Annotated in this window: 17 protein-coding genes and 1 pseudogene; 16 read left to right on the plus strand and 2 right to left on the minus strand. The window is 41.1% G+C overall.

Annotation, left to right across the window (positions count from 1 at the left end):
* Positions 1-34: 34 nt before the first annotated feature.
* The 6 genes from ACN6MV_RS15375 (at position 35) to ACN6MV_RS15400 (ending at position 10,402) form a co-directional block, all read left to right on the plus strand.
* Positions 35-2,686 carry an endo-beta-N-acetylglucosaminidase gene (locus ACN6MV_RS15375; protein ID WP_419884300.1) on the plus strand — a complete coding sequence of 884 codons (2,652 nt, stop codon included), beginning with the start codon at positions 35-37 and terminating at the stop codon, positions 2,684-2,686.
* A gap of 242 nt (positions 2,687-2,928) precedes the next feature.
* A complete protein-coding gene (gene ppsA, locus ACN6MV_RS15380; RefSeq protein WP_419884301.1) occupies positions 2,929-5,541 on the plus strand; it encodes a phosphoenolpyruvate synthase in 2,613 nt (870 codons plus the stop codon).
* A gap of 133 nt (positions 5,542-5,674) precedes the next feature.
* On the plus strand, positions 5,675-6,052 hold the full coding sequence (locus ACN6MV_RS15385; protein ID WP_042127841.1) for a VOC family protein: 378 nt from the start codon (positions 5,675-5,677) through the stop codon (positions 6,050-6,052).
* Positions 6,053-6,217: 165 nt separating this feature from the next.
* Positions 6,218-6,904 carry a FadR/GntR family transcriptional regulator gene (locus ACN6MV_RS15390; RefSeq protein WP_419884302.1) on the plus strand — a complete coding sequence of 229 codons (687 nt, stop codon included), beginning with the start codon at positions 6,218-6,220 and terminating at the stop codon, positions 6,902-6,904.
* Between the two features lie 38 nt (positions 6,905-6,942).
* The gene (locus tag ACN6MV_RS15395; protein ID WP_419884303.1) at positions 6,943-7,725 is read left to right on the plus strand and encodes an ABC transporter ATP-binding protein; all 783 of its coding nucleotides are present in this window, start codon (positions 6,943-6,945) and stop codon (positions 7,723-7,725) included.
* A gap of 271 nt (positions 7,726-7,996) precedes the next feature.
* The gene (locus tag ACN6MV_RS15400) at positions 7,997-10,402 is read left to right on the plus strand and encodes an alpha-L-rhamnosidase C-terminal domain-containing protein (RefSeq protein WP_419884304.1); all 2,406 of its coding nucleotides are present in this window, start codon (positions 7,997-7,999) and stop codon (positions 10,400-10,402) included.
* A gap of 121 nt (positions 10,403-10,523) precedes the next feature.
* Here the strand turns inward: ACN6MV_RS15400 and ACN6MV_RS15405 are convergent, their stop codons facing one another.
* Positions 10,524-11,402, minus strand: a complete 879-nt coding sequence (locus ACN6MV_RS15405) for a helix-turn-helix domain-containing protein (RefSeq protein ID WP_419884305.1) — start codon at positions 11,400-11,402, stop codon at positions 10,524-10,526.
* A 212-nt stretch (positions 11,403-11,614) separates the two neighbouring features.
* Here ACN6MV_RS15405 and ACN6MV_RS15410 point away from each other — a divergent pair, with 212 nt between their 5' ends.
* From ACN6MV_RS15410 to ACN6MV_RS15435, 6 genes and pseudogenes are all read left to right on the plus strand, one after another.
* Entirely contained in the window at positions 11,615-14,275 is a 2,661-nt protein-coding gene (locus tag ACN6MV_RS15410) for a family 78 glycoside hydrolase catalytic domain (protein WP_419884306.1), read from the plus strand.
* A gap of 125 nt (positions 14,276-14,400) precedes the next feature.
* A pseudogene (locus tag ACN6MV_RS15415) lies at positions 14,401-14,972 on the plus strand (epimerase).
* Between the two features lie 220 nt (positions 14,973-15,192).
* Positions 15,193-16,041 (plus strand): sialate O-acetylesterase, encoded by an 849-nt coding sequence (locus ACN6MV_RS15420; RefSeq protein ID WP_419884307.1) that lies wholly within the window; start codon positions 15,193-15,195, stop codon positions 16,039-16,041.
* Between the two features lie 30 nt (positions 16,042-16,071).
* A complete protein-coding gene (locus ACN6MV_RS15425) occupies positions 16,072-16,593 on the plus strand; it encodes a PadR family transcriptional regulator (protein WP_375102981.1) in 522 nt (173 codons plus the stop codon).
* Positions 16,594-16,806: 213 nt separating this feature from the next.
* Positions 16,807-17,490: a MarR family winged helix-turn-helix transcriptional regulator gene (locus tag ACN6MV_RS15430; RefSeq protein ID WP_419884308.1), complete on the plus strand. Its 684-nt coding sequence runs from the start codon at positions 16,807-16,809 to the stop codon at positions 17,488-17,490.
* A gap of 245 nt (positions 17,491-17,735) precedes the next feature.
* Positions 17,736-19,088: an MATE family efflux transporter gene (locus tag ACN6MV_RS15435; RefSeq protein WP_419884309.1), complete on the plus strand. Its 1,353-nt coding sequence runs from the start codon at positions 17,736-17,738 to the stop codon at positions 19,086-19,088.
* A gap of 153 nt (positions 19,089-19,241) precedes the next feature.
* On the opposite strand, the gene ACN6MV_RS15440 is transcribed toward ACN6MV_RS15435, so the two are convergent.
* A complete protein-coding gene (locus tag ACN6MV_RS15440; RefSeq protein ID WP_042127855.1) occupies positions 19,242-20,219 on the minus strand; it encodes a biotin--[acetyl-CoA-carboxylase] ligase in 978 nt (325 codons plus the stop codon).
* A gap of 248 nt (positions 20,220-20,467) precedes the next feature.
* On the opposite strand from ACN6MV_RS15440, the gene ACN6MV_RS15445 reads away from it, so the two are divergent.
* The 4 genes from ACN6MV_RS15445 (at position 20,468) to ACN6MV_RS15460 (ending at position 24,791) form a co-directional block, all read left to right on the plus strand.
* The gene (locus ACN6MV_RS15445; protein WP_375102984.1) at positions 20,468-21,019 is read left to right on the plus strand and encodes a biotin transporter BioY; all 552 of its coding nucleotides are present in this window, start codon (positions 20,468-20,470) and stop codon (positions 21,017-21,019) included.
* 119 nt (positions 21,020-21,138) lie between these two features.
* On the plus strand, positions 21,139-22,572 hold the full coding sequence (locus ACN6MV_RS15450) for a helix-turn-helix domain-containing protein (RefSeq protein WP_419884310.1): 1,434 nt from the start codon (positions 21,139-21,141) through the stop codon (positions 22,570-22,572).
* Positions 22,573-22,733: 161 nt separating this feature from the next.
* Positions 22,734-23,441, plus strand: a complete 708-nt coding sequence (gene deoD, locus ACN6MV_RS15455; RefSeq protein WP_042127861.1) for a purine-nucleoside phosphorylase — start codon at positions 22,734-22,736, stop codon at positions 23,439-23,441.
* Between the two features lie 45 nt (positions 23,442-23,486).
* Positions 23,487-24,791 carry a purine/pyrimidine permease gene (locus tag ACN6MV_RS15460; RefSeq protein WP_042127863.1) on the plus strand — a complete coding sequence of 435 codons (1,305 nt, stop codon included), beginning with the start codon at positions 23,487-23,489 and terminating at the stop codon, positions 24,789-24,791.
* The last annotated feature ends 15 nt before the right edge of the window (positions 24,792-24,806 follow it).

Genomic DNA, 24,806 nt, shown 5'->3' on the forward strand with positions numbered 1-24,806 from the left:
CAACCATATTATCTATTGATTGGAGGAGTATGGCATGAAAAAGATTGGTGCAGGTTTTATATTCTTATTGGTGATGTGCGCAGCAATATCTACAACAGCTTTCGCTAAACAGCCTTATTCATCCTACTGGTTTCCAGAGCAATTGCTTCAGTGGAGTCCTGCATCCGATCCGGATGCGGCATTCAACCGGAGCACAATCCCGCTGCAAGATCGATTTGTGACAGATGGTGTCAACTCCCATGCGACCAAAGCGCCGAAAGTTATGGCCTTATCAGCTCTGAACTCGGGAACAAGTGGTGTGCCATCACAAGGTTCGGACAAATTTGAGGCTAACACGTTCTCCTATTGGCAGTATGTTGACAAGCTGGTTTACTGGGGCGGATCAGCTGGAGAAGGGATCATTGTACCTCCAAGCGCGGATACTATCGACGCAGCTCATAGGAATGGCGTACCGATCATAGGAACGGTATTCTTCCCACCTACCGTGTATGGAGGGAAATTTGAATGGGTGGAGCAAATGCTTCAACAGAACAGTGACGGCTCGTTTCCTGCTGCAGACAAGCTGATCCAGGTTGCGAACTATTATGGATTTGACGGCTGGTTCATTAATCAGGAGACCGAAGGTGGTGTGCCGGCTGACGCACAGAAAATGAAGGCTTTCCTAAGTTATCTAGAATCGCACAAGTCGGAGTCTATGCAAATCGTATGGTACGACTCTATGACTAAGGAGGGCAATATCAGTTGGCAGAACGCACTAAATGACAAGAATGCAATGTTCTTGCAGGACAATAATAAGAAAATTACAGACAGTATGTTCCTAAACTTCTGGTGGAAGGATCTTAAAAACTCCGCAGAGAAGGCCAAAAGCTTGGGAAGAACTCCATATGATCTGTATGCAGGGATCGATGTTGAAGCCAAGGGCTACGATACAAATGTGAACTGGAATCTGCTGTACCCGGATGGCGAGCCTGCCGTCACTTCCCTTGGTATTTATCGCCCAGACTGGGCTTTTAACAGTGCAGAGAGTATGGAGGATTTCTTCGTACGTGAGAACAAATTCTGGGTGGGGCCAAACGGGAACCCGGGGAACACCGTGAGCGATCAGGCATGGAAAGGGATCGCGAATGATGTGGTAGAATCCTCCCCAGTAAATAAGCTGCCTTTCATCACTAACTTCAATACAGGAAGCGGACAGAAATATTATGTCCGAGGGCAGCAGGTACGAGATAAAGGATGGAATAACCGAAGCTTGCAAGATATCCTGCCTACATGGCGCTGGATCGCAGACAGCAAAGGAACAGCACTTACTCCGAGGCTTGATTGGTCCGATGCATATTACGGCGGTAGCTCTCTGAAGGTATCAGGTGAACTGAGCCACAACAATGCCACACATTTGAAGCTCTACAAGACAGACCTGAAAATTGAAGCAAGTACAAAGCTATCGATTACGTATAAAACGCCGAACAAGCCAAGTCTAAAGGTTGGTCTCGCTTTCGCAGACCATCCCGACCAATTTGTCTTCCTTAACGTGAAGGATAAAGCTTCGTCAGGCTGGACTACCGAAACTTTGAATTTGACCCCATATAAAGGAAAACGTATCGTTGCGTTGTCACTGTACTTTGATACCAAGGATACGATCAGTAATTATAACATTCAAATTGGCCAGCTCTCCATCCATAATACTAATGATTCAATTAAACCACTGCCGGCAGTTCGCGAGCTTAAGGTCACTCAATCCGATTTTCGTAATGGAATTTACGGAGATGCTAGATTACAGTGGAAACCGCTTGATCAACAGGTGAAGCAATATGAAATCTATCGTGTACTGCCAGATGGCAGAGAAGTGCTGATGGGTGCAACAACGAATCATGTGTTCTATGTTCCTGAAATGAGCAGAATAGACAAGGAAACGGTCACAGAATTGAAGGTCGTTGCGATCAATGCAAGATACGAGCAAGGTCAGTCCTCCAGCGTCAAGATCAGTTGGCCGGCTTATCCGAAGCCAATCGCTGGGTTCAAGGCTGATCGGACCCTGGTGGCACCAGGTGAGAGTGTAAACTTCATTGACTTATCGACGGAAGTAACAGAAGGATGGTCATGGAATTTCGAAAGCGGAAGCCCAACTGTGAGTACATCTAAGAACCCTGCTGTAACGTTCAATCAGGAAGGCGTGTATAGCGTGACACTGACTGCAACTAACAGCGCGGGGCAAGATACCATTACGAAACAGGCGCTCATCACAGTAAGCAAAGAAGCTGGAGCGGTGAAGAATTTAGCACTTGGAAAAATTGCAACGGCTGATCATGCATGCGGAGAGAAGGAAGGAGCAACGAACGCCGTAGACGGCAAAGTTACTGATAACAGCAAATGGTGCGCACTTGGAAATCTGCCTCATTGGCTTCAGGTCGATCTCGGAGCCGAGCATCAAATTAGCACTTTTATCATCAAGCATGCACAGAGTGGAGGAGAATGGTCCGGGTTTAATACGAGCGATTATACCATTCAGGTGAGTATTGACGGAACGAATTGGACGGATGTCGTCAACGTTCAAGGAAACTCGGCAGCCGAGTCAACAGACGCGATCGCGTTGGTGAAAGCACGCTATGTAAAATTAATAATTCTTAAACCCACGCAGGGAGCCGATACGGCGGCGCGAATCTATGAGTTTGAAGTCCATGGGTTATAGCTCCAATGTAAAAGATGGAGTATAGTCCGAGTGTTGGTTATTGATTACTGGAATCAAAAAAAGAACCTGAGTCGTTTATCAGGTTCTTTAATATTGCATATGAACAGACACGATGATATAATCATATCACGTCTTTATATTATTTAGTGGACAAAGTTAATGCATCTTATATTAATAAGATACCATGCCGGTAAACTCTTGTCAAATGTTTTTTTCTAAATTTAATAGATAGGAGAGATTGAATGAGTTCTTTAGTTCTTGGGTTTCAGGAAATAGATCATACGCAGCTTTCGCTTGTTGGTGGAAAAGGGTTGAATTTAGGGAGATTATCAACTATCGAAGGAATAAATGTACCAGAAGGATTTTGTGTTACAACAGTGGGCTACCAAAAAGCTATCGAAAAGAACAAAAAGTATCATGCTTTATTAGATCAACTATCCATGCTAAATGTAGACGATCGAGAGCAAATTGGTGAAATCAGTAGGAATATTCGAGAACTTCTTATGGAAGTAGAAATTCCTTCAGATGTTGTGACAGCAGTTACTCACTATCTCTCCCAACTTGGTGAAGAACAGGCTTACGCAGTACGTTCTAGTGCAACTGCTGAGGATTTACCACATACCTCTTTTGCCGGCCAACAGGACACCTATTTAAATATCATTGGACGAGAAGCAATCATGCAGCATATAAGCAAATGTTGGGCGTCTCTATTTACGGATCGCGCAGTAATCTACCGAATACAAAATAGTTTTGATCACAGACAAGTTTATTTATCCGTTATTGTTCAAAAGATGGTTTTTCCACAGGCATCAGGAATTATATTCACCGCTGATCCAATGACCTCTAATCGAAAGTTGCTATCCATTAATGCCAGTTTTGGGCTCGGTGAAGCTCTGGTCTCTGGCTTGGTATCTGCCGATTGTTATAAAGTACACGAAGAGAAACTCGTCGATACGATGATAGCAACCAAAAAAATAGCTATCTATGGCATTAAAGAAGGTGGAACAGAAACCCGGAAAATCGATCTCGAACAGCAAAAGTCTCAAACACTTACAGAACAACAAATTTTACAACTGGCACGAATAGGTAGAGCGATTGAAGCTTATTTTGGTTGCCCGCAAGATATCGAATGGTGTTTGGATCATGATACTTTTTATATTGTTCAAAGTCGACCAATCACTACTTTATACCCGATCCCTGAAGTAAATGATCAAGAAAATCACGTTTACGTATCTGTCGGTCATCAACAAATGATGACGGATCCCATGAAACCACTAGGATTGTCTTTTTACCTGTTAATAACTCCTGCACCTATGCGTAAAGCCGGTGGAAGGTTGTTTGTTGATGTTGCACATATGCTTGCTTCACCTGCCAAGAGAGAAACTTTCTTAAATACCCTTGGAAAATCCGATCCGCTCATAAAAGATGCATTTATAACCCTAATAGAACGAGAATATATAAAATCGATACCAGATGAAAGAAAAGAACAGAGTCCCGATAATAGCAGTAAAGATAGGTCGTCAGAAGTTTTTCAGGCCCTAATCGAAAATGATCCGGCAATTGTTTCTGATTTAATTAAGAACAGTCAAACATCGATAGAAGAATTAAAACAAAACATCCGAACAAAATCTGGAGCAGATTTATTTGATTTTATTCTCGAAGATCTCCAGGAATTAAAGAAGTTCTTATCTAACCCACAAAGTACAAAGGTCTTTATGACTGCTATGAACGCTTCGTCATGGATCAATGACAAAATGTACGAGTGGTTAGGTGAAAAAAACGCAGCAGATACGCTTTCTCAATCTGTACCCAACAACATTACTTCGGAAATGGGCCTAGCGCTATTGGATGTTGCAGATGTGATTCGTCCTTACCCGAAAATAATTGATTATTTACAACATGTAAAAGATGATGATTTTTTGGATGAACTGGTTAAGTTTGAGGGTGGACGTGAGACTCAAGACGCTATTTATGCATATCTCAACAAATATGGGATGCGATGTGCCGGTGAAATCGATATTTCGAGAACCCGTTGGAGCGAAAAACCAATTACACTTCTCCCCATGATTCTCAATAATATCAAAAACTTTAAGCCAAATGCTGGCAAACGGAAATTTGAGCAAGGACGACAGGAAGCTTTGGAAAAAGAACAAGAGTTGTTAGATCGATTGAAGCAATTACCGGATGGTGAACAAAAAGCTGAAGAGACCAAACGAGTGATCAGTTTAATCCGGAATTTTATCGGTTATCGTGAATATCCAAAATACGGTATGATTAATCGCTATTTCGTTTACAAACAGGCATTACTGAAAGAAGCCGAACAACTAGTAGAAGCGGGTATTATTCATGAAAAAGAAGATATATTTTATCTCTATTTTGAAGAACTTCACGAAGTCGCACGCACAAATGAACTGGATTATCAGATCATCAGTAAACGAAAAGACGATTACAATTTTTTTAAAAAACTAACTCCGCCACGTGTAATCACGTCTGATGGTGAAATCATAACGGGTGAGTACAAACGAGAAAATCTGCCAGCCCATGCGATTGTAGGTCTACCTGTTTCTACCGGAGTTATAGAGGGACGAGCACGTGTCATCTTAAACATGGAAGAGGCAGATCTGGAAGATGGAGATATATTAGTCACCGCTTTTACTGACCCTGGTTGGACATCATTGTTTGTATCCATTAAAGGCTTGGTCACCGAAGTTGGCGGACTGATGACCCATGGAGCGGTTATCGCTCGTGAATATGGCTTACCGGCTGTTGTCGGAGTGGAAGACGCTACCAAGCTGATAAAAGACGGGCAGCGAATTCGTGTGAATGGCACTGAAGGGTACATTAAATTATTGTAGAATTATTTTAAAAAAATTTTTATCGATGTTCTCTTTCGCTTATCTAAATTTCGGTTTAATGTAGGAAAAGGAAGTAAATGATATGGGGATATGGACAACCTCATAAATTCTTCAACTAAGGAGAGTATAAATTATGATTAATAAAATGGGTCAAGTAATGTTATATGTAAATAATCAAGAAGAATCCAAAGATTTCTGGACAGAGAAGCTAGGGTTTGAGGTGATTTTGGACGAAACAAATGGCCCAATGAGATTTATCGAGCTTGCTCCGAAAGGTGCAGGTACTAGCATTGTTCTTCATAATAAAGAGTTGGTTGCCCAAATGAATCCTGAAATGAATCTAGGAACACCTTCTTTAATGTTCTTTTCGGATCATTTTGATCAATTGAATCAAGAGTTGAAGAACAAAAATGTTACGGTAGGAGATATTGTAGAAATTCCCGGTGGAAGAGTATTTAATTTCGCTGACAGTGAAAACAACTACTTTGCTGTAATGGAAAAAGGACAATAAATAATAGTGAGCCATGCAATAAAGCTATAGTTAAATAAGTTACGTCAGCAGCTAATCCAAATGATTAGCTGCTTTTTTATTCCCAGATTGGGCGTTAAAAACTTCAAAATCTTACTTGTTAAGTAAAGAATATCATGATATTCTGCAGAAAGAGGAGATGATCAGATGTTTGAGAAGGGATCGTTCCGCCCCGTTCAATCCACTAAGTTAGTGGACGATGTTGTTAACCAAATCCAACATAAGATTTCAACAGGAACTATCTTACCAGGAGACAAATTACCTCCAGAACCTGAATTGATGCAATTATTTAATGTAGGGCGATCAACGATAAGAGAAGCAGTCCGTGTGTTAGTTCATTCTGGACTATTGGAGAAAAAGCAGGGTTTTGGAACTTACTTAAAATCCAGTCCTCTTATTCAAGAACCACTCACCCATCGTTTACTTCGTGCAGAATTGATAGAAGTCTTCGAAGCTCGAAAAATGATTGAATTAGAAATCGCAAAATTAGCAGCTCTACGACATGATGACACTGACTTATCCAACATGCGGAACCATTTGGATACTAGAAATATGGCTCTACAGAAGAATGATCGTGAACTGTATGCCAAATCGGATATAGAATTCCACATGGCTGTAGCGATGGCAAGCAAAAACGCTGTGATCATTGATTTATATAGAACCTTTACGTTTATTTTGTCAGATGCAATGAGTAAATTAAACCGTAATTATAGTTCTCATGATCCTCAATCCGATTACCATGAACAAGTTTATGAATCTATTAAAAATGGGGATCCAGATCAAGCGGTACAATGCACTCTGAGTATTCTAAATGGAACTCTTTCTGAGCTTTAAGTTCAATACAGACATTCATAAGGAGGGGAAATTGGGGCATGATTATATCTCTTAAAAATGTATCGTGGCAGCGCGATACAACCATGATCTTACGCGATATGAATTGGGAAGTGAAACAAGGGCAACATTGGTGTATCGTCGGACTAAACGGTTCAGGCAAGACGACGATGCTGAACGTAGTGAACGGCTATATATGGCCGACGACTGGGCAAGTCGAAGTGCTAGACCACCGCTTCGGTGATGTTGATCTTAGGGAGCTGCGCAAACGAATCGGTTGGGTCAGCACCTCCCTGCAGCAGAAGTTATACGGACATCAGACTGCCCTGACCATCGTCCTCAGCGGGAAATTTGCAACTATCGGTTTATATGATAAGACCAATGAAGAGGATCAAAAGCAAGCCGAAGAATTGATGGAGTTTCTAGACTGCTCTTCCTTAGCCGCTCGTACATACGATACCTTATCGCAAGGTCAGCGACAGAAAGTCCTCATTGCCCGCGCACTTATGGCCAATCCAGATCTATTGATCCTTGATGAGCCATGCACAGGGCTTGATATTTTTGCCCGAGAACAGCTGTTGCAAATGATCGAGAAGATTACGAAGCAACCCGGCGGACCAACTTTGCTGTATGTAACGCATCATATCGAAGAGATAACACCCTGCTTCACACATACGTTATTAGTTAAGAACGGCGAAATCTACAAAGGGGATGAGACGGAAAACTGCCTGCAGTCGGATGTGTTGAGCGATTTCTTTGATACCCCCGTTGAAGTTCAGGAGCATCACAATCGCAAGTGGCTTACACTTGCCGGTGATAAGTAAGATACGCTGCTTGAACATCTTATACAATATAACAAAAGCTGCCATGCGATTGCTTGGCAGCTTTTGTTATTGTATATGGAAATAATCGTAATGGATCTAAATTAAACAAGAGGAGTCACAGCAACTTTAGGGGTTCATTTCATTGATATTACAAATACTGGTTCTTTATTTGGAGGAGAGATAGTACAGCTTTATATTAGTGACAAGATCGGAATTTCGTGGTGCATATCATTTGCTGACCTTACAATAAATCGGATTAGTAGGAGGTACTATGGAAGAGAACAGAATGTGGAAGGCAAATTGGATTTGGTCTAAAGGATATCCGTGGACGTCAAATCCGGGAACACATGAATTGGTGTATTTTCGCCGCGAATTTAACGTTTCTGATTCAGAGGGAGCAAAACTCGTTGTTGATATCACGGCGGATAGCCGGTACCGATTATTTCTTAACGGTGAATCCGTCTCTGTTGGACCCTGCAAAGGTGACCAGTTCAGCCATTATTACGAAACAGTTGATCTGAGCGAGCGTCTTATTACTGGAAAGAACGTGCTAGCAGTTAAAGTACTTCACTATGCTGCAGCCGGTCCCTTTGTACTTGGTGAAAGCGGTCCCATTTCGACTTACCGCGCTGTTGGAGGTGCAATGCTGCTTGAGGGTGAACTTATTGAGCGAAAAGGGTCTTCACAAGCTCTTCATACCAATGAGAGTTGGCATTGTAAAATGATGACTGGATTTAAGCTTGTCCCTAGCCCGATTATCTTTCACCTTGGCGGGTTTGAAGATATCGATGGAAAGGGATTGGACCACGGTTGGGAAATGCCCGATTTCATTGGTGAGGGATGGAGAGATGCAACAATAGTTTCTAGAACAGACGATGAATATGGTCAATTAACACCTTGGCAATTGTCACCACGCCCGATTCCTTTATTAAACGAGACGTTGATGTTCTTCCGTGGCGTCACAAATGCTGATAATGTCTCAGCTATACCGAAATACACTTCATTTCTTAATGAGAAGGATTCGGACTCTCTGCGTGTAGAACCTGGCTGTTCTATCTGGCTGGAGATTGATGCTGGAGAATTAGCTACAGGCTATCTTACATTGGAAATGCAGGGCGGCCGTGACAGCCAGATCAGGGTTCAATATTCAGAGTCATATGAGGAAGCCTCATCTAATCTCCATCATAGAGTGAAGGGAAAAAGGGATAATGCTAAGAACGGTATCTTAATCGGAGAGAGTGATTACTACGCGGTGGCTGGAGTAGGCGATGAATACGTTGCGGAGCGGTATGAACCTTTTGAATTCCGTACTTTCCGATATATCAGACTTGAAGCAACTGCGAAGAATGAACCGCTCGAAATTGTTCGGCTTTCTTACAGAGATGTGGGCTACCCACTGGATATTAAAGCATCCTTTGCTTGTTCAGATCCGGATTTCGAACAACTCTGGAAATTGTCTTTAAATACGCTCAAAAGATGTATGCACGAAACGTATGAGGACTGTCCATATTATGAGCAAATGCAATATTCGATGGACACCCGACTTCAGATGTTATTCACCTATGCGCTTAGTGCCGATGACCGATTAGCCCGCCGTTCGTTGTTTGACTTTCACAGTTCTGCACTGCCTTCAGGCATATTACAGAGCCGCTATCCAGCTGAATATCGGCAAGTGATTCCGTCCTTTTCCTTATATTGGATTCATATGCTTAACGAACATTATCAATACTTTGGTGAGCGAAACTTAATTCGGCGTTATTTGCCTACAATGACTGGAGTTCTTGATTGGTTTAGACGTTTACTGACACCTGAAGGACTTGTTGCTCCGACGCCGCGTGCGTACTGGCCTTTCTTCGATTGGTGCAAAGAATGGCAGATAGGAACCCCTCCGGCACATAATCAAGGTCCTCTTACATTGCTCAGTCAAATGTTCGCAGCTGCCCTTAATACTGCTTCTGAACTATATCTGGCATTGAGTTGGGCGGATGCGGCGCGCGAAGCCAAAGAAGAAGCAAACGCCATAAATGATGCCTTGCTACGTCACTGTTGGCGTACAGACCGTGGGCTTTTCGCAGATGGACCAGAGGTTGATGATTTTAGCCAACATACACAAATCTGGGGGATTGTATGCGGTGCAGTTACAGGAGAGGAAGCTGTCCAACTGCTGGAACGTACAATCGAATACCCAGCCGAACAAATGACGCAATTGTCTATGCCTGCTTCATATGAACTATTCCGGATATTATCTCATCATAAATTGTATGACAAAGCTTCTGTAGTGATTGACCGCTGGAGAGCTTTTCTGGATCTGCATCTTACGACCTTACCAGAGGTGCCAGACGATAATAATCCACGCAGTGATTGCCACGCTTGGAGTGCATTGCCGATCTCAGAATTTCTAGGTGAGATTCTTGGTGTAAGGCCAGGGGCTCCTGGGTATTCAACCATCATTATTGAGCCCAAGTTGTTAAAGTTGGATTGGGCGAATGGCAAGGTGGCCACAAAACACGGCATAGTTGAAGTCGAATGGACTCTGAAGAAAGATAATATATTCCGCATTACGGGATTTGGACCGGAGAATATACCTGTTGTACTGATATTGCCGAATGGGGAACGCTTGGAGTTTCAGAACGGCGGAGAGTTTGATGCTTCGATCAAGTTTCCGGTAGTGGTATAGGTATCTAGAATAACTATGAATGATATCGAAAAGCGATCTCCGTGAAAGGGGGACGCTTTTCGCTCATTAGGGCAACATAATCCATCTCTATGCCATTAATCATTACTTGGATGTTTAGTAGCTATTGCTCAACTCGTAGCGAATTACTATATTGACGGGGAGTCATTCCGATCTTTTTTTTAAATATTTGGTGAAAAAACTTCAGGTCAGCATATCCGACTGCTGCGGCAATTTCGCTTACACCTCTATGACCTCCAGAAAGCATACGGCAGGCAGCATCCATACGAATACTCTGCATGTAATCTGTAAAACTCATTCCCGTTTGATGCTGAAAAAGTCGGCTGAATTGCCGTTCACTAAGGTTCGCTTTGCTAGCAAGATCGCTAAGTTTAAGCCCGCTGGCATAATTATAATTTATATATGCAATGGCTTCATCAACTGCAATCCATTGTGGCTTCTCCCCTGTTGGTGTATTAAGCTGTAACCGATGTCTAAACAAGCCCGTTAATATTTGCACGACAAGAGCATCAAGGACAGCTAAATATCCAGGTGGTTTTGCCGAGAATTCACGAAACAGTTCACGGAACATTATATGGTATGCACCATTGATATCTTTCATAGAGAACCATAGCAATTGCATGTCTGTGAAGGATTCGCAAATATCTTTAGCGTGAGGAAAAGTAACCTGAAGCTCAGATAAATACTCTATCGGAAACAAACAGTTGTAAACAATAAGCGGACGGTCTTTTATAGGTGTCTTAGGGCGAAATACGTGACTGCGTCCGATAGGTATAAAAAATAACGTACCGTGCTCGACAGGAACGGCCTCATCCTCAATGTAGTGAACCCCTGCGCCTTCACTGATATAAGTAATCTCGATAAACTCATGGGAATGCGCATTCAATTCGAACGTTTCGTAAGCCCTGTTCACATAAATTGGCACACCAGGTTCAAAAAAGCTATCTCCGGACATGACAAAGGTACTGCGTCTGATACTCATATCTTGGCCCCTTTCAAATTACCTAAGGCTAGTCTCATCGTATGAAAATTATGAATGAATGTCCAGATCCACCTATAAAAATGTCAGAAATACCCCCAATTCTATGTTAAGCGACCTCGTACAATAGAATTAGCTCTGCTGGATACATGAGCGACAATTCTATTCTTAACTGTTCTGGTAGGTTACCGAATGATTATAGGAGGTAGTTACAAATGTCCAATTTTGAGGTCACAAATCTTAAGGTGAATTATAGAAAAAATCCATTGGGGATTGATGATTTACATCCGCGGCTTAGTTGGTGGATCAGCACAGAAGTAAGGGGCTTTATCCAATCTGCCTACCAAGTTCAGGTCGCGAATGATCCTAAATTTGTTTCAGAACTCATCTGGGATTCTGAAAAGGTAGAATCAGATAGCAATGTTCATATTGAGTATGCAGGTCCCGACTTACAGTCACGCACTCGGTATTACTATAGGGTTCGAGCTTGGAACGATCAAGGAAAGGTTTCGGAATGGAGTGAACCTGCATACTGGGAAACAGCCTTGTTGTCGGTCAAAGAGTGGCAGGCAAAATGGATAGCAGCACCCCTGAGTAACCAAGAGAACGGAGCGGAGCCTTGCGATTATATTCGTACGGAATTTTCAATCCCTGACAATGTCGTATCAGCACGTGTGTATGCAACCTCGCTTGGATTGTACCGCCTTTATATTAATGGTATTCCAGCAGATAACACACTATTTAATCCCGGTTGGACCAGTTATAACAACAGGCTTCAATATCAGACCTATGACGTGACGTCATTGATTGCTGCTGGTGGCAACGCGCTTGGTTGTATTCTGGGAAACGGATGGTATAAAGGGTATCTAGCTTGGGAAGGAAAGAAAGACATCTTCGGTAATGCTCGTGCTGTGCTAATCCAGCTACACGTCACATTATCCGATGGTTCTGAACATATCATTGTATCGGATGAGAAATGGCGTACTTCGACAGGTCCACTCTTGATGTCGGAATTATATCATGGCGAAACATATGATGCGAGGCTCGAGAAAGAAGGATGGTCTTCTCCCGGTTTTGAGGATTTAAAGTGGCAAAAGACTATTCTCAAGGACCGTCCAGAAGCTACATTGGTTGCTCAGGAAAACGAACCGACTAGGGTTATAGAAACCATCAAGCCTATCGCTGTCATTACTACACCTAAAGGCGAACACGTGCTGGATATGGGACAAAATATGGTTGGATGGGTAAGGTTTATGGTTCATGCTGAAGCAGGAACCATAGTTACTTTAGAACATGCTGAGGTCTTGGACCGCGAGGGGAACTTCTACATCAGTAATTTACGATCGGCAAAACAGACTGTTACTTATGTATGCCGAGGCGGAGAGGAAGAAACATTTGAGCCGTATTTATCCTTCCAAGGATTCCGTTATGTAAAAGTGACTGGTATACCGCAAGATCAATTATTGGAACAATTCATCGGCTGCGTCATCCATACGGACTTAGAGCAAACGGGCAAGTTCAACTGCTCAGATGAACTCTTAAATCAACTTCAGCACAACATCTTATGGGGACAAAAGGGGAATTTTCTAGATATCCCTACAGATTGCCCTCAACGAGACGAAAGATTGGGATGGACGGGGGATGCTCAAGTTTTTATTCGCACAGCTGCCTTCAACATGAATGTCGTTCCGTTCTTTGAAAAGTGGCTAAAGGATTTGGCCGCGGATCAAGAAGAGGACGGAAGAGTTCCACACGTCATTCCAGATGTACCAGCGGCAGGATACGGCTCTGCTGCTTGGGGAGACGCCGCGGTGATTTGTCCTTGGACGCTTTATCAATGTTATGGGGACATTCGTGTGCTGAAAACGCAATATCCAAGTATGAAAGCTTGGGTCGAGTATATTCGGGTGCAAGGTGAAGACGAATATCTATGGAATACAGGTTTTCACTTCGGAGATTGGTTAGGTCTAGATGCCAAAGAAAACAGCTACGTCGGAGCAACTCCAAAAGAGTTGATCGCTACCGCGTTCTATGCTTATTCAACGGAATTGCTAGCTAAGACAGCGACTGTCATTGGAAAACCCGAAGATGCCTTAAAATATGAAGCATTGCATGAGAAGATTGTTCTGGCATTCCGTCAAGAGTTTGTAACGCCAAATGGGCGGGTGGCATCACCGACACAAACTGCGTATACACTCGCCCTTATGTTTGACTTATTGGAGGAAAAGGATCGTCATCGTACAGCCAAGATGCTAGCAGACCACATCGAAGAAAATGGAGTACACTTGACGACCGGTTTTGTGGGAACTCCGTATCTGTGTCTAGTCCTCTCTAGATTTGGTTACATGGATTTAGCCTACCAATTGGTACTGCAAAAAGAGTATCCTTCCTGGTTATATTCCGTAATTCAAGGGGCCACAACCATTTGGGAACATTGGGATGGAATAAAACAGGACGGTTCGTTCTGGAGCGATGATATGAACTCCTATAACCATTATGCTTACGGCGCTATAGGAGATTGGCTCTATCGCACTGCCGGTGGTATCGAACTATTGGAACCAGGCTACAAAAAAATACGGATCCAACCGCAAATCGGGGAACATTTATCGTGGGTTGATGCTTCGCTTGAATCTGTCCATGGAACGATCAAGTTAAATTGGAAAAAACAGAATGAAGCTTCAGTAGAAATGCAAGTATTGATACCATCTAATACAACAGCTGAGGTTATGATTCCAACGATGAAGCAGGAGAATATTTTGGAGTCTGGGATCCCAATAGAACAAGTTATAGGTCTGTCTAGTGTGGAACAAATGCCAAAAGGCCAAAAATTAATCATTGGATCTGGAAATTATCAATTTACGTATCCAATGAGCTAAAAATGATATAACCTTCTACTTTGCAGACAAGCCAAATAGGCTTGTTTTTTTTATTCAGTTGATGTCGAGTATAATAAACTTAACCTATAGTAAATCAGATAAATAAGATTGGAGTGAACGATAGATTGAAGGTCATTATATTTGGCGCTACGGGAATGGTAGGTCTAAGTGCACTGCAGGAGTGTATATTAGATGACAGAGTGCGAGAAATAGTTACAATAGGTCGTAAACATCCAGAGCATCTCAGGGTATGAAGGAAGATCAATATCGACGAATAACGTATGACATTACGCTATCCGTTGCGGGAACATTAGCTAGACTAAATCCCCAGATGACCTTTTTATATGTGTCGGGAAGTGGGACAGATAGTTCTGAAAGAGGTAGGTCCATGTGGGCGAGAGTGAAAGGAAAGACGGGAAATGATCTGTTACAGCTTCCGTTTAAGGCAGCGTATATGTTCCGACCAGGAATCATTCTTCCTTCTAACGGCGTCCGATCCAAGACAAAAATGTATCAACTTTTATACGATGTGCTAAGACCTTTTTACCCCATACTTAGAAAGCTGAAGGGTGTCGTTACTTCGGAACAATTAGGGCAAGCAATGATACAAGTAGTAAGTGCTGGTTATCCTAGTCCAATCCTTGAAAGTAATGAGATCAAAAAGATATCTATGGATAATAAGGAATTACAGCATTAAGCCAAAAAAACACATGACATACGTAGTCGCCTTGTCGGCGGCTTTTTTGATTTATCCAAACAAATCATAGAAAATCTTATCTTACAAAAAGAGTTCCCATTAACAGTATTCAATAATAAATTTTGAGTTTAGGTTAAAAAAGCGTATTTGTTGACAAATAGTCTAATTAGACTAATAATATAGACAGTCTAATTAGACTATTGAAGAGAGGATGAGAATAATGGTCAAATCATTTTTAATGATTGGTCAGTCAAATATGGCTGGACGAGGATTTATACATGAAGTACCCCCTATCTATAACGAAAGAATACAAATGTTGCGTAATGGTAGATGGCAAATGATGGCTGAACCTATTAATTATGACCGTCCTGTATCAGGAATAAGTCTTGCTGGATCATTTGCGGATGCATGGTGTCGTGAAAATGAAGAAGACATTATTGGCTTAATTCCTTGCGCTGAGGGCGGGAGCACCATTGATGAATGGGCAGTAAATGGGGCACTTTTTAAACATGCATTACAAGAAACTAAATTTGCAATGAAGAATAGTGAATTATCGGGGATTTTATGGCATCAAGGAGAAAGTGATAGTAGTAACGGCAACTATAAAGTCTATTATCAGAAATTACTTCAGATTGTTACGGCGCTAAGAAAAGAGTTAGAGGCTCCAAATATTCCATTTATCATTGGTGGTTTAGGGGATTTTTTAGGCAAAGAAGGATTTGGGAAACATTGCACGGAATATGCGTTAATGAATCAAGAATTACAAAAATTCGCTTTTGAACAAGATAATTGTTACTTTGTTACAGCTTCAGGTTTAACTTCTAATCCGGATGGGATTCATATCGATGCAATATCTCAAAGAAAATTCGGGTTACGATATTTTGAAGCCTTTATTAATAAGCAACATGTACTTGAGCCGTTAATGAATGAACATGAATTGTTAAGTCTCCATAATGCAAGAATACACACTAAAGCGGAAAAAATATATATATTGAGTATGGATTTTGCATTAGGAAAAATATCATTTGATGAATTTCAAGCCCAGTTCATAGAAATCAACAATGATTAAACCTAATAGTATTTTGACGGAGGTGTTTATTTGATAATATTACTAATTTTAGGATTATTAAAACAAAATCCAGGGGCTCACGGTTATGAATTGTTATCCTTAATGGAAGAAAAACACTATAAATATATAGTGAATTTCACCAAGGGGTCCTTTTATTATAATCTTGGGCAATTAGTAGAGAAAAAGTATATTATAAAAGTTGATCAAAGAGATAACACCAGAGAAACGCATAATTATAACATCACTGAATTAGGGGAAAAAGAGTTTGAAAAGTTGATGTTCAAATATGGGTCTAAGACAGACTATATAAATCTATCTTTTTATGTAGCTATGCTATTTTCAGATGAATATAAGAAAGAAGAACTATCTAAATTAATTGAATTACAAATTGAACAAACTAAAAATAAGATTTCTTTACTGCAGCTTTCTATTGAGAACGATGAAAATATCAGTTCTAATTTTAAAAAAATGTTAGAGAATTCACTATCTCATCATTTAGTAAATGTTCAATGGTTTGAAGGTTTGCTTGAAGATATAAAAAAAGAAAACTGATCAGAACATGATCTTATAAGAACCCGCGCCCGCGCGGGTTTTGTATTTTGTTTACAAGTTTTAACCAAGGTGCCCCAGTATTAGCGTAACTACATACTAACGGTACCTGTAAAAAACATTTTGACATATCTAACAGGTACCGTTATAATAAAAACCAACAGGTACCGTCACAAAGATTAACAGGTACCATAAAAACTTTAAGGAGGATCCAATATGGACATGAATACTGAATTATACGAAAAACTTGCGAAACTGCAATGGCTGCTACAACGCCAACACTTAAAAACACACGCTGCTGTTGGCCCTATGGCCGACACATCCCGCGGGCAAGGCAGGATACTAGCGTTTCTTCGTATGAAAGACGGTATCAGCACAAAAGATTTATCCTATATGCTGGACATCCGTGTATCATCTCTCAATGAATTACTTGCAAAATTGGAGAAAGCCGAATATATCACCCGTAAGCCATCAGAAACAGACAAGCGCATCATGTTGATTTACTTAACCCAAAAAGGACAAGAGGAAGAGGGACAAGAGTTAGACAGCGTTAATATATTTTCTCGCCTATCACCAGAAGAACAGGTTGCTTTCGGAGATTACTTAACCCGCGTCATCACGGCGTTAGAAGAAGAACTTGGAACGGACGGAGAACGCGATGTAATGGCTATGTGGATGGAGGCCGCAAAGGAGCGTATGGGAACAGAGGAATTTGAAAAACTAATGGCCATGCGCGGACAAATGCATAGAATGTGGGGAAATTCTAGAGACGAACGCTTTAACGGAAGATTCCCTGGATTTGGCAAGGAAGGACATGGTGACATGCGCGGATTCGGTTGGCCATCCAAAGATGGAACGAATTCGTCACCAGACAAGTCACAGGACCCGGACGATAAGTAAACAGATTCTTTTAAACAAACAGTAGCTATTGCGCTGCCTTTCCTTAAGAGAAAGAGGAACGTCAAAGGCAGCGCAATGACATTCTTTTAAAGAAATTAAGATCAGTCTAATCCGGCAAACCAAACCTGTAAACTCGTCGTTATGGTACGGGTTTGTTTGTTGCCGTGTCACGGTTTATATTGGATTAATAGTTAGAATTCTAAGTAATTTTAAAAATAAAATAAAGAAAGATAGTGGTGACCGATATGGACGCAGAAAACCTTCATTACTTTGAAAAAGCACCTGTCGCAAAAGCCGTAGCTCACTTCGCAGTACCGATGATGCTGGGCATGTCGATGAGTGTCATATACTCCATCTTGAATGCCTATTTCCTTGGTACACTGGGCAATACTGCGATGTTAACCGCACTCGCACTAACTTTACCGTTATTCGCAGCCATTATGGCGCTAGGTAACTTGATTGGCATTGGCAGCAGTGCATTTATCTCCCGTTTGCTCGGAGAGAAAAAATATGATGATGTAAAGCATATATCTTCATTCGCCTTTTACAGCAGTTTAGTTCTCGGAATTATTTTAATGGCTAGCGGTATCCTGTTGATCGATCCAATCGTTCATGGCTTGGGAGCGACGCCTGACTCCTTCGGTTTCACGAAAGACTATGTCACGATAATGCTTATTGGTTCACCGTTTGTCGTATTATTCTTCACGCTGGAGAATATCGTGCGCTCGGAAGGTTCAGCAATCACATCGATGATCGGTATGCTTCTCAGTGTTGTTGTGAATATTATTCTCGATGCTCTAGTCATCTTCGTCTTCCATTGGGACGTGATCGGCGTTGCGTCTGCTACGGTCATTTCTAACTTGGTTGCAAGTGCATTCTACGCCTTCCATATGGGATATAAGAGCCAATTCTTGACCATCTCCGTAAAATGGTTCAAAGCTAACAAAGAAATTCTCAGCAATGTATTCAAAATCGGAGTTCCCGTCTTCGTTATGAGTATCTTTATGGGTGCAATGTCGCTCATCTTTAATCGTTTTCTGGTCGAATATGGGGAGCAGGCTATAGCAGCATTCGGGATTTCATCACGTTTATTGCAATTTCCTGAGGTTATTCTGATGGGTTTATGCGAGGGAGTCGTGCCGCTAATTGCCTTCTCTTTTACAGCAAATAAATTACGCATGAAGCATACCATTACATTCACAATCAAAGCAACTGTGGTGTTAGCCGCCGTATTCGGCGTCATTGTCTATCTGATTTCCGATCACTTAATTAGCTTATTCACGAATGACCCTCAATTAATTGAAATGGGTAGCTACATTCTTCATGTGACGTTTTTATCCCTGTTCATTTCAGGAACGACCGCGTTGTTTACGGGGATTTTCCAAGCAACAGCGCAAGGAACCGCCGCATTTATTATGTCAGTTATTCAAGGTATTACTCTGATTCCAGTGTTGTATATCGCTAATCGAATGAACGGTTTCCATGGAGTGGTCTGGTCGCTCGTCATTTCGGATGCCGTAGCATTTCTTGTTGGTGCCATCATGCTGTATATTTTGCGGAACAAATTGCAGCCGGATTTAGATACTTTAGTACAGTAGAATTCTGAGCCTTAAGTTGATATTTTACGTTCATTAAAAAAAACCTTGATTCAGCAAGGTTTTTTTGGTGTAGTAGGCTTACAATCTCCGCAAAAACACGCACGATGATGTAGCCAGTTAAGAGTCAGCACTTAGCCGCGTTTGAAGCTACAGTTAAATCTTAATGCTGACTTCTCCACTTGAAAGATATTCCTCGTCACCATTCTCATATCTGACTTTCATATGGCAATCGTTATCGATATCCATTGCTATTGCTTTACGTTGTTCATTATTCTTAATCACTGTTACGGGTTTGCCAAGTGAAATTAACCGTTTTCTATATTCGGAAAGAAACAATCTTTCCGTTAAATGCTCATAGAATCCCATAAAATTGTTTAGTACTTCTGCTACCAGTCGGTTACGGAGATCACCATTAGGTTTATTTTCAGAAGTTACAGTTGTTGCAATCTCGGTAAGATCATTAGGAAAGCCATCAGAAGGTAGCGCTACATTGATACCAATGCCCAGAACAGCATAATCAAGCCAACCGTTTTCCAGTGACACGGATGCTTCGGTAAGGATCCCGCATACCTTTTTACCTTCCATGAAAACGTCATTCACCCATTTAATCTGTGCTTCTTTACCTGATATACTCTCGATGGAAAGGGCAACAGCAACAGCGGCACAAGTAGTCAGCAGAGCGGAATCCGTTGCTGATAGCTTGGGACGCAGCAGGATACTCATATAGATCCCTGTTCCCGGTGGAGAAAAGAATTTACGGCCCATTCTCCCGCGACCTGCTGTCTGTTCTTCCGATAGGATCACCTTCCCCTCAGCTTCTCCACTTGAGGCAAGGTTTTTTAAGGCTTCGTTCGTTGAAGACAATGTCTTAAAGACCTCAACACGTAACTTTTGCCCCTGTGTATCCAGGTACTTTGAAATTGCACTGGCAGACAAGATATCCGTTTGAGGGGACATGGAATAGCCTTTATTGGTTACAGCTTGTATGGAATAACCGTCTGTCTGTAGCGATTTTATGGCTTTCCAGACCGCGCTGCGCGTCACGGATAACTGAACGGCTATTTCCTCACCGGAAAAAAATTCACCTTTATTACTATCAAGCAAGGCAAGAATATGTTCTTTTACTGTCATGAACTTAAACCTCCAAAAGTATAACTCTCCGACCAAAATCCATTGAGTAATTTATCATTCAACGATTGCGACTGAATACTCTAATTCTATATAACAATAGGAAAAACTCAAGCGCGGTATTTCACTCCATTGTAAACCTTTAATAACATTTTGGTTTACAATCGAAGCTATCTCCATTATAATTCAGCTTACTGGACGTATTTACTAACCAGAATAAACTTATTTTTATCCAATGGAGGTCAATTTTTTTGAAGACAAAAGAACTTATTTATGCTGCATTATTCGCAGCACTTATCGCGGTGCTGGGCATGATTCCACCCATCCCCCTTGGTTTCATCCCTGTTCCGATTACTGCCCAGACGCTTGGCGTCATGTTGGCTGGATGTTTTCTGGGGAAACGGATGGGAGCTCTCAGCCTAATCATTTTCATCATTCTAGTAGCCATTGGGCTGCCTGTATTGACCGGAGGTCGTGGCGGAATCGCGGTGCTCGTTGGACCTTCTGCAGGATACATACTTAGCTTTCCGATCGCGGCCGGCCTTATAGGCTGGTATTCTGAAAAAATCTGGCCGAAGGTCAGAACTTGGAAGCTGATAGCGATCAACGTGATTTTTGGTGTATTGCTAGTGAGCCTGATTGGTGCCCCCATCATGGCATTGATAACAAATACGTCGATATGGGCCGGACTTACCGGAGCGCTAGCCTTTCTGCCGGGTGACATCATCAAAGCCGTTATTGCAGCCGTAATAACGATGCAGCTTAAAGCAATCAGTCCTATAGAAGAAAAAGCACAGATGTGAATAAATGTGAAACTCGGGTAAATGTAACCCGAGTTTTTTTATTGAAAAATAATATGGTTATGATGTGAATTTGTTTATACTATAAAAATTAAAATGAAATTGAACTAGGGTGGAGAAAAATGGATAAGGGATTTAATTTAGCCAACCAACTATTAACGCTGCTTGATACGGAACAAAGATGGTTTACCTTAGCCGAAGTTGAAAAAAGTTTAGGCATCTCAGATAAGACCATACGTAAGATGGTGGAGGAAATCAGCAAGCAGCTACCACCAACAGTGACCATTGAAGTTTCTAGAGGAAAGGGAATCGTTCTTCGACGTGATGGGCGAAGTACGATTAGTGAAGTGATGTCTTCTATGTTCAGACAAACCATTTTTTATCGGCTGATGGATTTATTGTTTACGAATATGGGTCGACTTTCCGTGGAGGAGCTCGCTGAAGCTCTGTTTATGAGTACGTCTTCTTTAAAAAAGTTAATTGTGGAATTAAATAATAATGATCTAAAAGCGTATAAGTTACGCATTAGTTACTCTACACCTGTGATCAAAGGGAATGAAATGAATATCCGATATTTTTATTGGAAGTTATATTGTGATGCATACGAGTTCACTGGATGGCCCTTTGCGAATGTCGATTTTGCTTATATAAATCAGTTGATCACAAATATAGAGAATGAGAATAACATTGTATATTTTATCAATTCCAAAAGGAAATTGTCCTTTTTGTTGGCCATTGTAATAGAAAGAGCTGCTAAAGGAAATTGTGTAACCATCGACGAAAATGCATACCCCTGGGAAAAGGGAATGTTTTATATACCAGTGAGAGCCATAGCAGAGCGTCTTGAAAAAAAGCTGTCCATCGAATTTCCAAAGAGTGAAATATTCTTTATGCAATCCATGGTTAGTCTCAGCCAATATCATTATTATGAAGGGTCAGAGATCACTCCGATTAAAGAAGTCGAATTACATAAGGATAAAGAAGAATATCAAATGGGTAATCTGCTTCTAATGTTATTGGCAAAGGTATACCCGAACTTAGATATGCAAGAACGATTTATATTGGAGATTTACGGGTTCTTTGACAAGCTATTAATCGAAAATGCAATTCCGGAATGGATGATGATTTCAAAAAGTCATTTAACAACTTATGTAGAGCAGGAGTGCCAGCAGATATATCAAGAATTGCAAACCTGTATGCAAACGTGGAATAAAACTTACCCTTCCATTCTGTTTAATCATTTTCATTTAACAAAGCTAACCTTAATAGTTCGTTCGAGTTTACGTTACAAAAGTAAAAGGGCTTTCTTAGTGATCGGGGAAGAATTCTCGATTCGTCATTACATAGCGGATTTGATAAAGAAGGAGATAGGGGATCAGTTAATCCTAAATACTTCCATAATGAAAGGGCTAACCGACGAGATCATGCAGCAAAATAATATTGATCTTGTCATTAGTAATATCCCGGTGGCACTAAAGACAGTGCCGGTTGTTATTATTTCTACGATCCCATCAAAAAGAGATTTGGACAATATTCGTAAAGAACTACTTTTATAATTTGACCAATTATTTTCCGTAAGCTCCGTAAGTTTTTGGTCTAGTTTGTAATGTTAAAAAACCTTATGCTCAATCTAGTTTCGAAACTGATTTTACTTGACGGTATGTGGAAAGCGATTTCGGTAAACCTCAGTTTACAATTAAAAGTTGGAGGAAGAACTATGAGTAGGCATTTAGGTGCAAATAAGGGAGAAATAGCAGAGCGCGTTTTGCTCCCAGGAGATCCTTTACGTGCAAAATTTGTAGCAGAACACTTTTTAGAGGAGGCTAATTGTTATAACGAAGTAAGAGGGATGTATGGATACACTGGATTATACAAGGGTATACCGGTGTCGGTTCAGGGGACAGGAATGGGAAATCCATCGATGAGTATCTATGCTACAGAATTGATCGTCGATTATGAAGTTAAGAAATTGATTCGCATTGGTACATGCGGCGCGATGCAGGAAAACATCAATATCCGAGATATTATATTAGCCCAAGCGGTGTCTTCAGACAGTAATATGACGGAGAAGATCTTCCATGGCTGTAATTTCGCACCTACGGCAGATTTCTCATTGTTAATAAAAGCATATCAACAAGCACAAGCTAAAAATGCAAATGTCTTTGTTGGTAACATCTATAATTCTGACGAATTCTATCGTGAGAGCTTAGATCGACTTCACAAGTTTATGGATTTCGGGGTTTTAGCGGTAGAAATGGAAAGCACAGCCCTATACACTTTAGCGGCAAAATATGGTGTAAAAGCGTTATCGATTTTGACAGTCGGCAGTCAATTGTTAAGACAGGAACACCTGACTCATAAAGAAAGTGAACAATCCTTTTATGAAATGGTCGAAATAGCTCTTAATACAGTCATTGATGGCTGATTAATTAATAAGAGCAGTGTTGTTAGAGAAGAGAGTGAGAAAGAAATGAAGGGAATACTGTCAGGATTGCAGTGGATGATTTTTATGATCGCTGGTGCAATTGCTGCACCCATTGCTATCGCAGATTTATATAACTTAACACCCATAGAGACTTCTGGACTTATCCAGAGCACAATGATTACTTTAGGGATAGCTGGATTTTTACAAGGCCTGATGGGGCATAAATTCCCTATTCACGAAGGTCCGGCAGGGTTATGGTGGAGCATTTTTACGATTTACGCAAGTTTAGTAGGGGGACTTTATTCTTCTAACAATGGTGCTTTACAAGCTTTAAGTGGGGCAATGATCATTAGCGGTGTGTTATTTATCCTAATTTCGGCATTTAAGCTAATGGATAAAATCGCTCGTCTATTTACTCCAACCATCACTTTTATTTATTTACTTTTATTGATCTTTCAATTAAGTGGATCTTTTATGAAAGGGATGATGGGGATTACCATAGCCCACACCACGTTAGATGTTAAAGTATTCATCCTGAGTGTGATTGTGGTTTGCATTACCTTTTGGTTAGGAAAAAGTCGCTTTGTAGTACTCAGCCAGTTTTCAATAATTTTCAGTATATTGATAGGCTGCCTATTATTTATTATCTGCGGTATTATACCGGTGTTTTCTCATGCGGATACTTTGTTTAAGCTACCGAAAATATTCCCATTTGGCAGACCTCAATTCGATGCCGGGACCATCACTACTGCCTTTTTATTAACGCTGTTATTAATAACCAATGCAGTTGCGTCCATCCGTTTGATGGAGACCGTTATGAAACAAAAGCAAGTGGATCATCGTCGTTATTTGCGCGCCGGGTTTACTTCTGGAATTACACATCTTATTAGTGGCGGTTTAGGAGCGGTCGGTTCTGTCCCTATCTCGGGAGCGGCGGGATATGTTGAACAAACAGGGATGAAGGAGCGCAGATCATTTTTAATTGGATGCTGCTTAGTGATCTCAATATCCTTATTTCCGCCAATGATGAATGTTATATCAGCAATTCCAGCTCCTATAGGCTATTCCGTTACCTTCGTCATTTTTGTGAAAATGGTCGGACTAGCGCTAAAGGAATTGAAGAAGGTCATTCATGAAGAACGAACTTTTATCGTTAGTGGAGTTTCCCTTTTAGTGGGTGTGGGTTTAATGTTTATCCCTTCATCAGCTACAGCCCATTTATCTCCGATCGTGATAGCCATTTTAAATAATGGATTAATCTGCGGAAGTCTATTGGCGATTATTTTGGAACAAGGGTTAATGTGGAAAGATACATTTCGAAATGAGGATTCCAAGAAAATCAACCGATAATTTGGAGGGTTAAAA

Source organism: Paenibacillus sp. B-A-8 (genome assembly GCF_048572915.1).
In the GTDB taxonomy this organism is placed as follows: domain Bacteria; phylum Bacillota; class Bacilli; order Paenibacillales; family Paenibacillaceae; genus Paenibacillus_AQ.

What these genes read in the sequence shown, in the direction of transcription:
- ACN6MV_RS15430 (WP_419884308.1), top strand. Translation starts at nt 16,807, where the DNA reads ATGGACATGAATACTGAATTATACGAAAAACTTGCGAAACTGCAATGG.
- ACN6MV_RS15375 (WP_419884300.1), top strand. Translation starts at nt 35, where the DNA reads ATGAAAAAGATTGGTGCAGGTTTTATATTCTTATTGGTGATGTGCGCA.
- deoD (WP_042127861.1), top strand. Translation starts at nt 22,734, where the DNA reads ATGAGTAGGCATTTAGGTGCAAATAAGGGAGAAATAGCAGAGCGCGTT.
- ACN6MV_RS15440 (WP_042127855.1), bottom strand. Translation starts at nt 20,219, where the DNA reads ATGACAGTAAAAGAACATATTCTTGCCTTGCTTGATAGTAATAAAGGT.
- ACN6MV_RS15410 (WP_419884306.1), top strand. Translation starts at nt 11,615, where the DNA reads ATGTCCAATTTTGAGGTCACAAATCTTAAGGTGAATTATAGAAAAAAT.
- ACN6MV_RS15405 (WP_419884305.1), bottom strand. Translation starts at nt 11,402, where the DNA reads ATGAGTATCAGACGCAGTACCTTTGTCATGTCCGGAGATAGCTTTTTT.
- ACN6MV_RS15460 (WP_042127863.1), top strand. Translation starts at nt 23,487, where the DNA reads ATGAAGGGAATACTGTCAGGATTGCAGTGGATGATTTTTATGATCGCT.
- ACN6MV_RS15390 (WP_419884302.1), top strand. Translation starts at nt 6,218, where the DNA reads ATGTTTGAGAAGGGATCGTTCCGCCCCGTTCAATCCACTAAGTTAGTG.
- ACN6MV_RS15420 (WP_419884307.1), top strand. Translation starts at nt 15,193, where the DNA reads ATGGTCAAATCATTTTTAATGATTGGTCAGTCAAATATGGCTGGACGA.
- ACN6MV_RS15435 (WP_419884309.1), top strand. Translation starts at nt 17,736, where the DNA reads ATGGACGCAGAAAACCTTCATTACTTTGAAAAAGCACCTGTCGCAAAA.
- ppsA (WP_419884301.1), top strand. Translation starts at nt 2,929, where the DNA reads ATGAGTTCTTTAGTTCTTGGGTTTCAGGAAATAGATCATACGCAGCTT.
- ACN6MV_RS15450 (WP_419884310.1), top strand. Translation starts at nt 21,139, where the DNA reads ATGGATAAGGGATTTAATTTAGCCAACCAACTATTAACGCTGCTTGAT.
- ACN6MV_RS15400 (WP_419884304.1), top strand. Translation starts at nt 7,997, where the DNA reads ATGGAAGAGAACAGAATGTGGAAGGCAAATTGGATTTGGTCTAAAGGA.
- ACN6MV_RS15385 (WP_042127841.1), top strand. Translation starts at nt 5,675, where the DNA reads ATGATTAATAAAATGGGTCAAGTAATGTTATATGTAAATAATCAAGAA.
- ACN6MV_RS15395 (WP_419884303.1), top strand. Translation starts at nt 6,943, where the DNA reads ATGATTATATCTCTTAAAAATGTATCGTGGCAGCGCGATACAACCATG.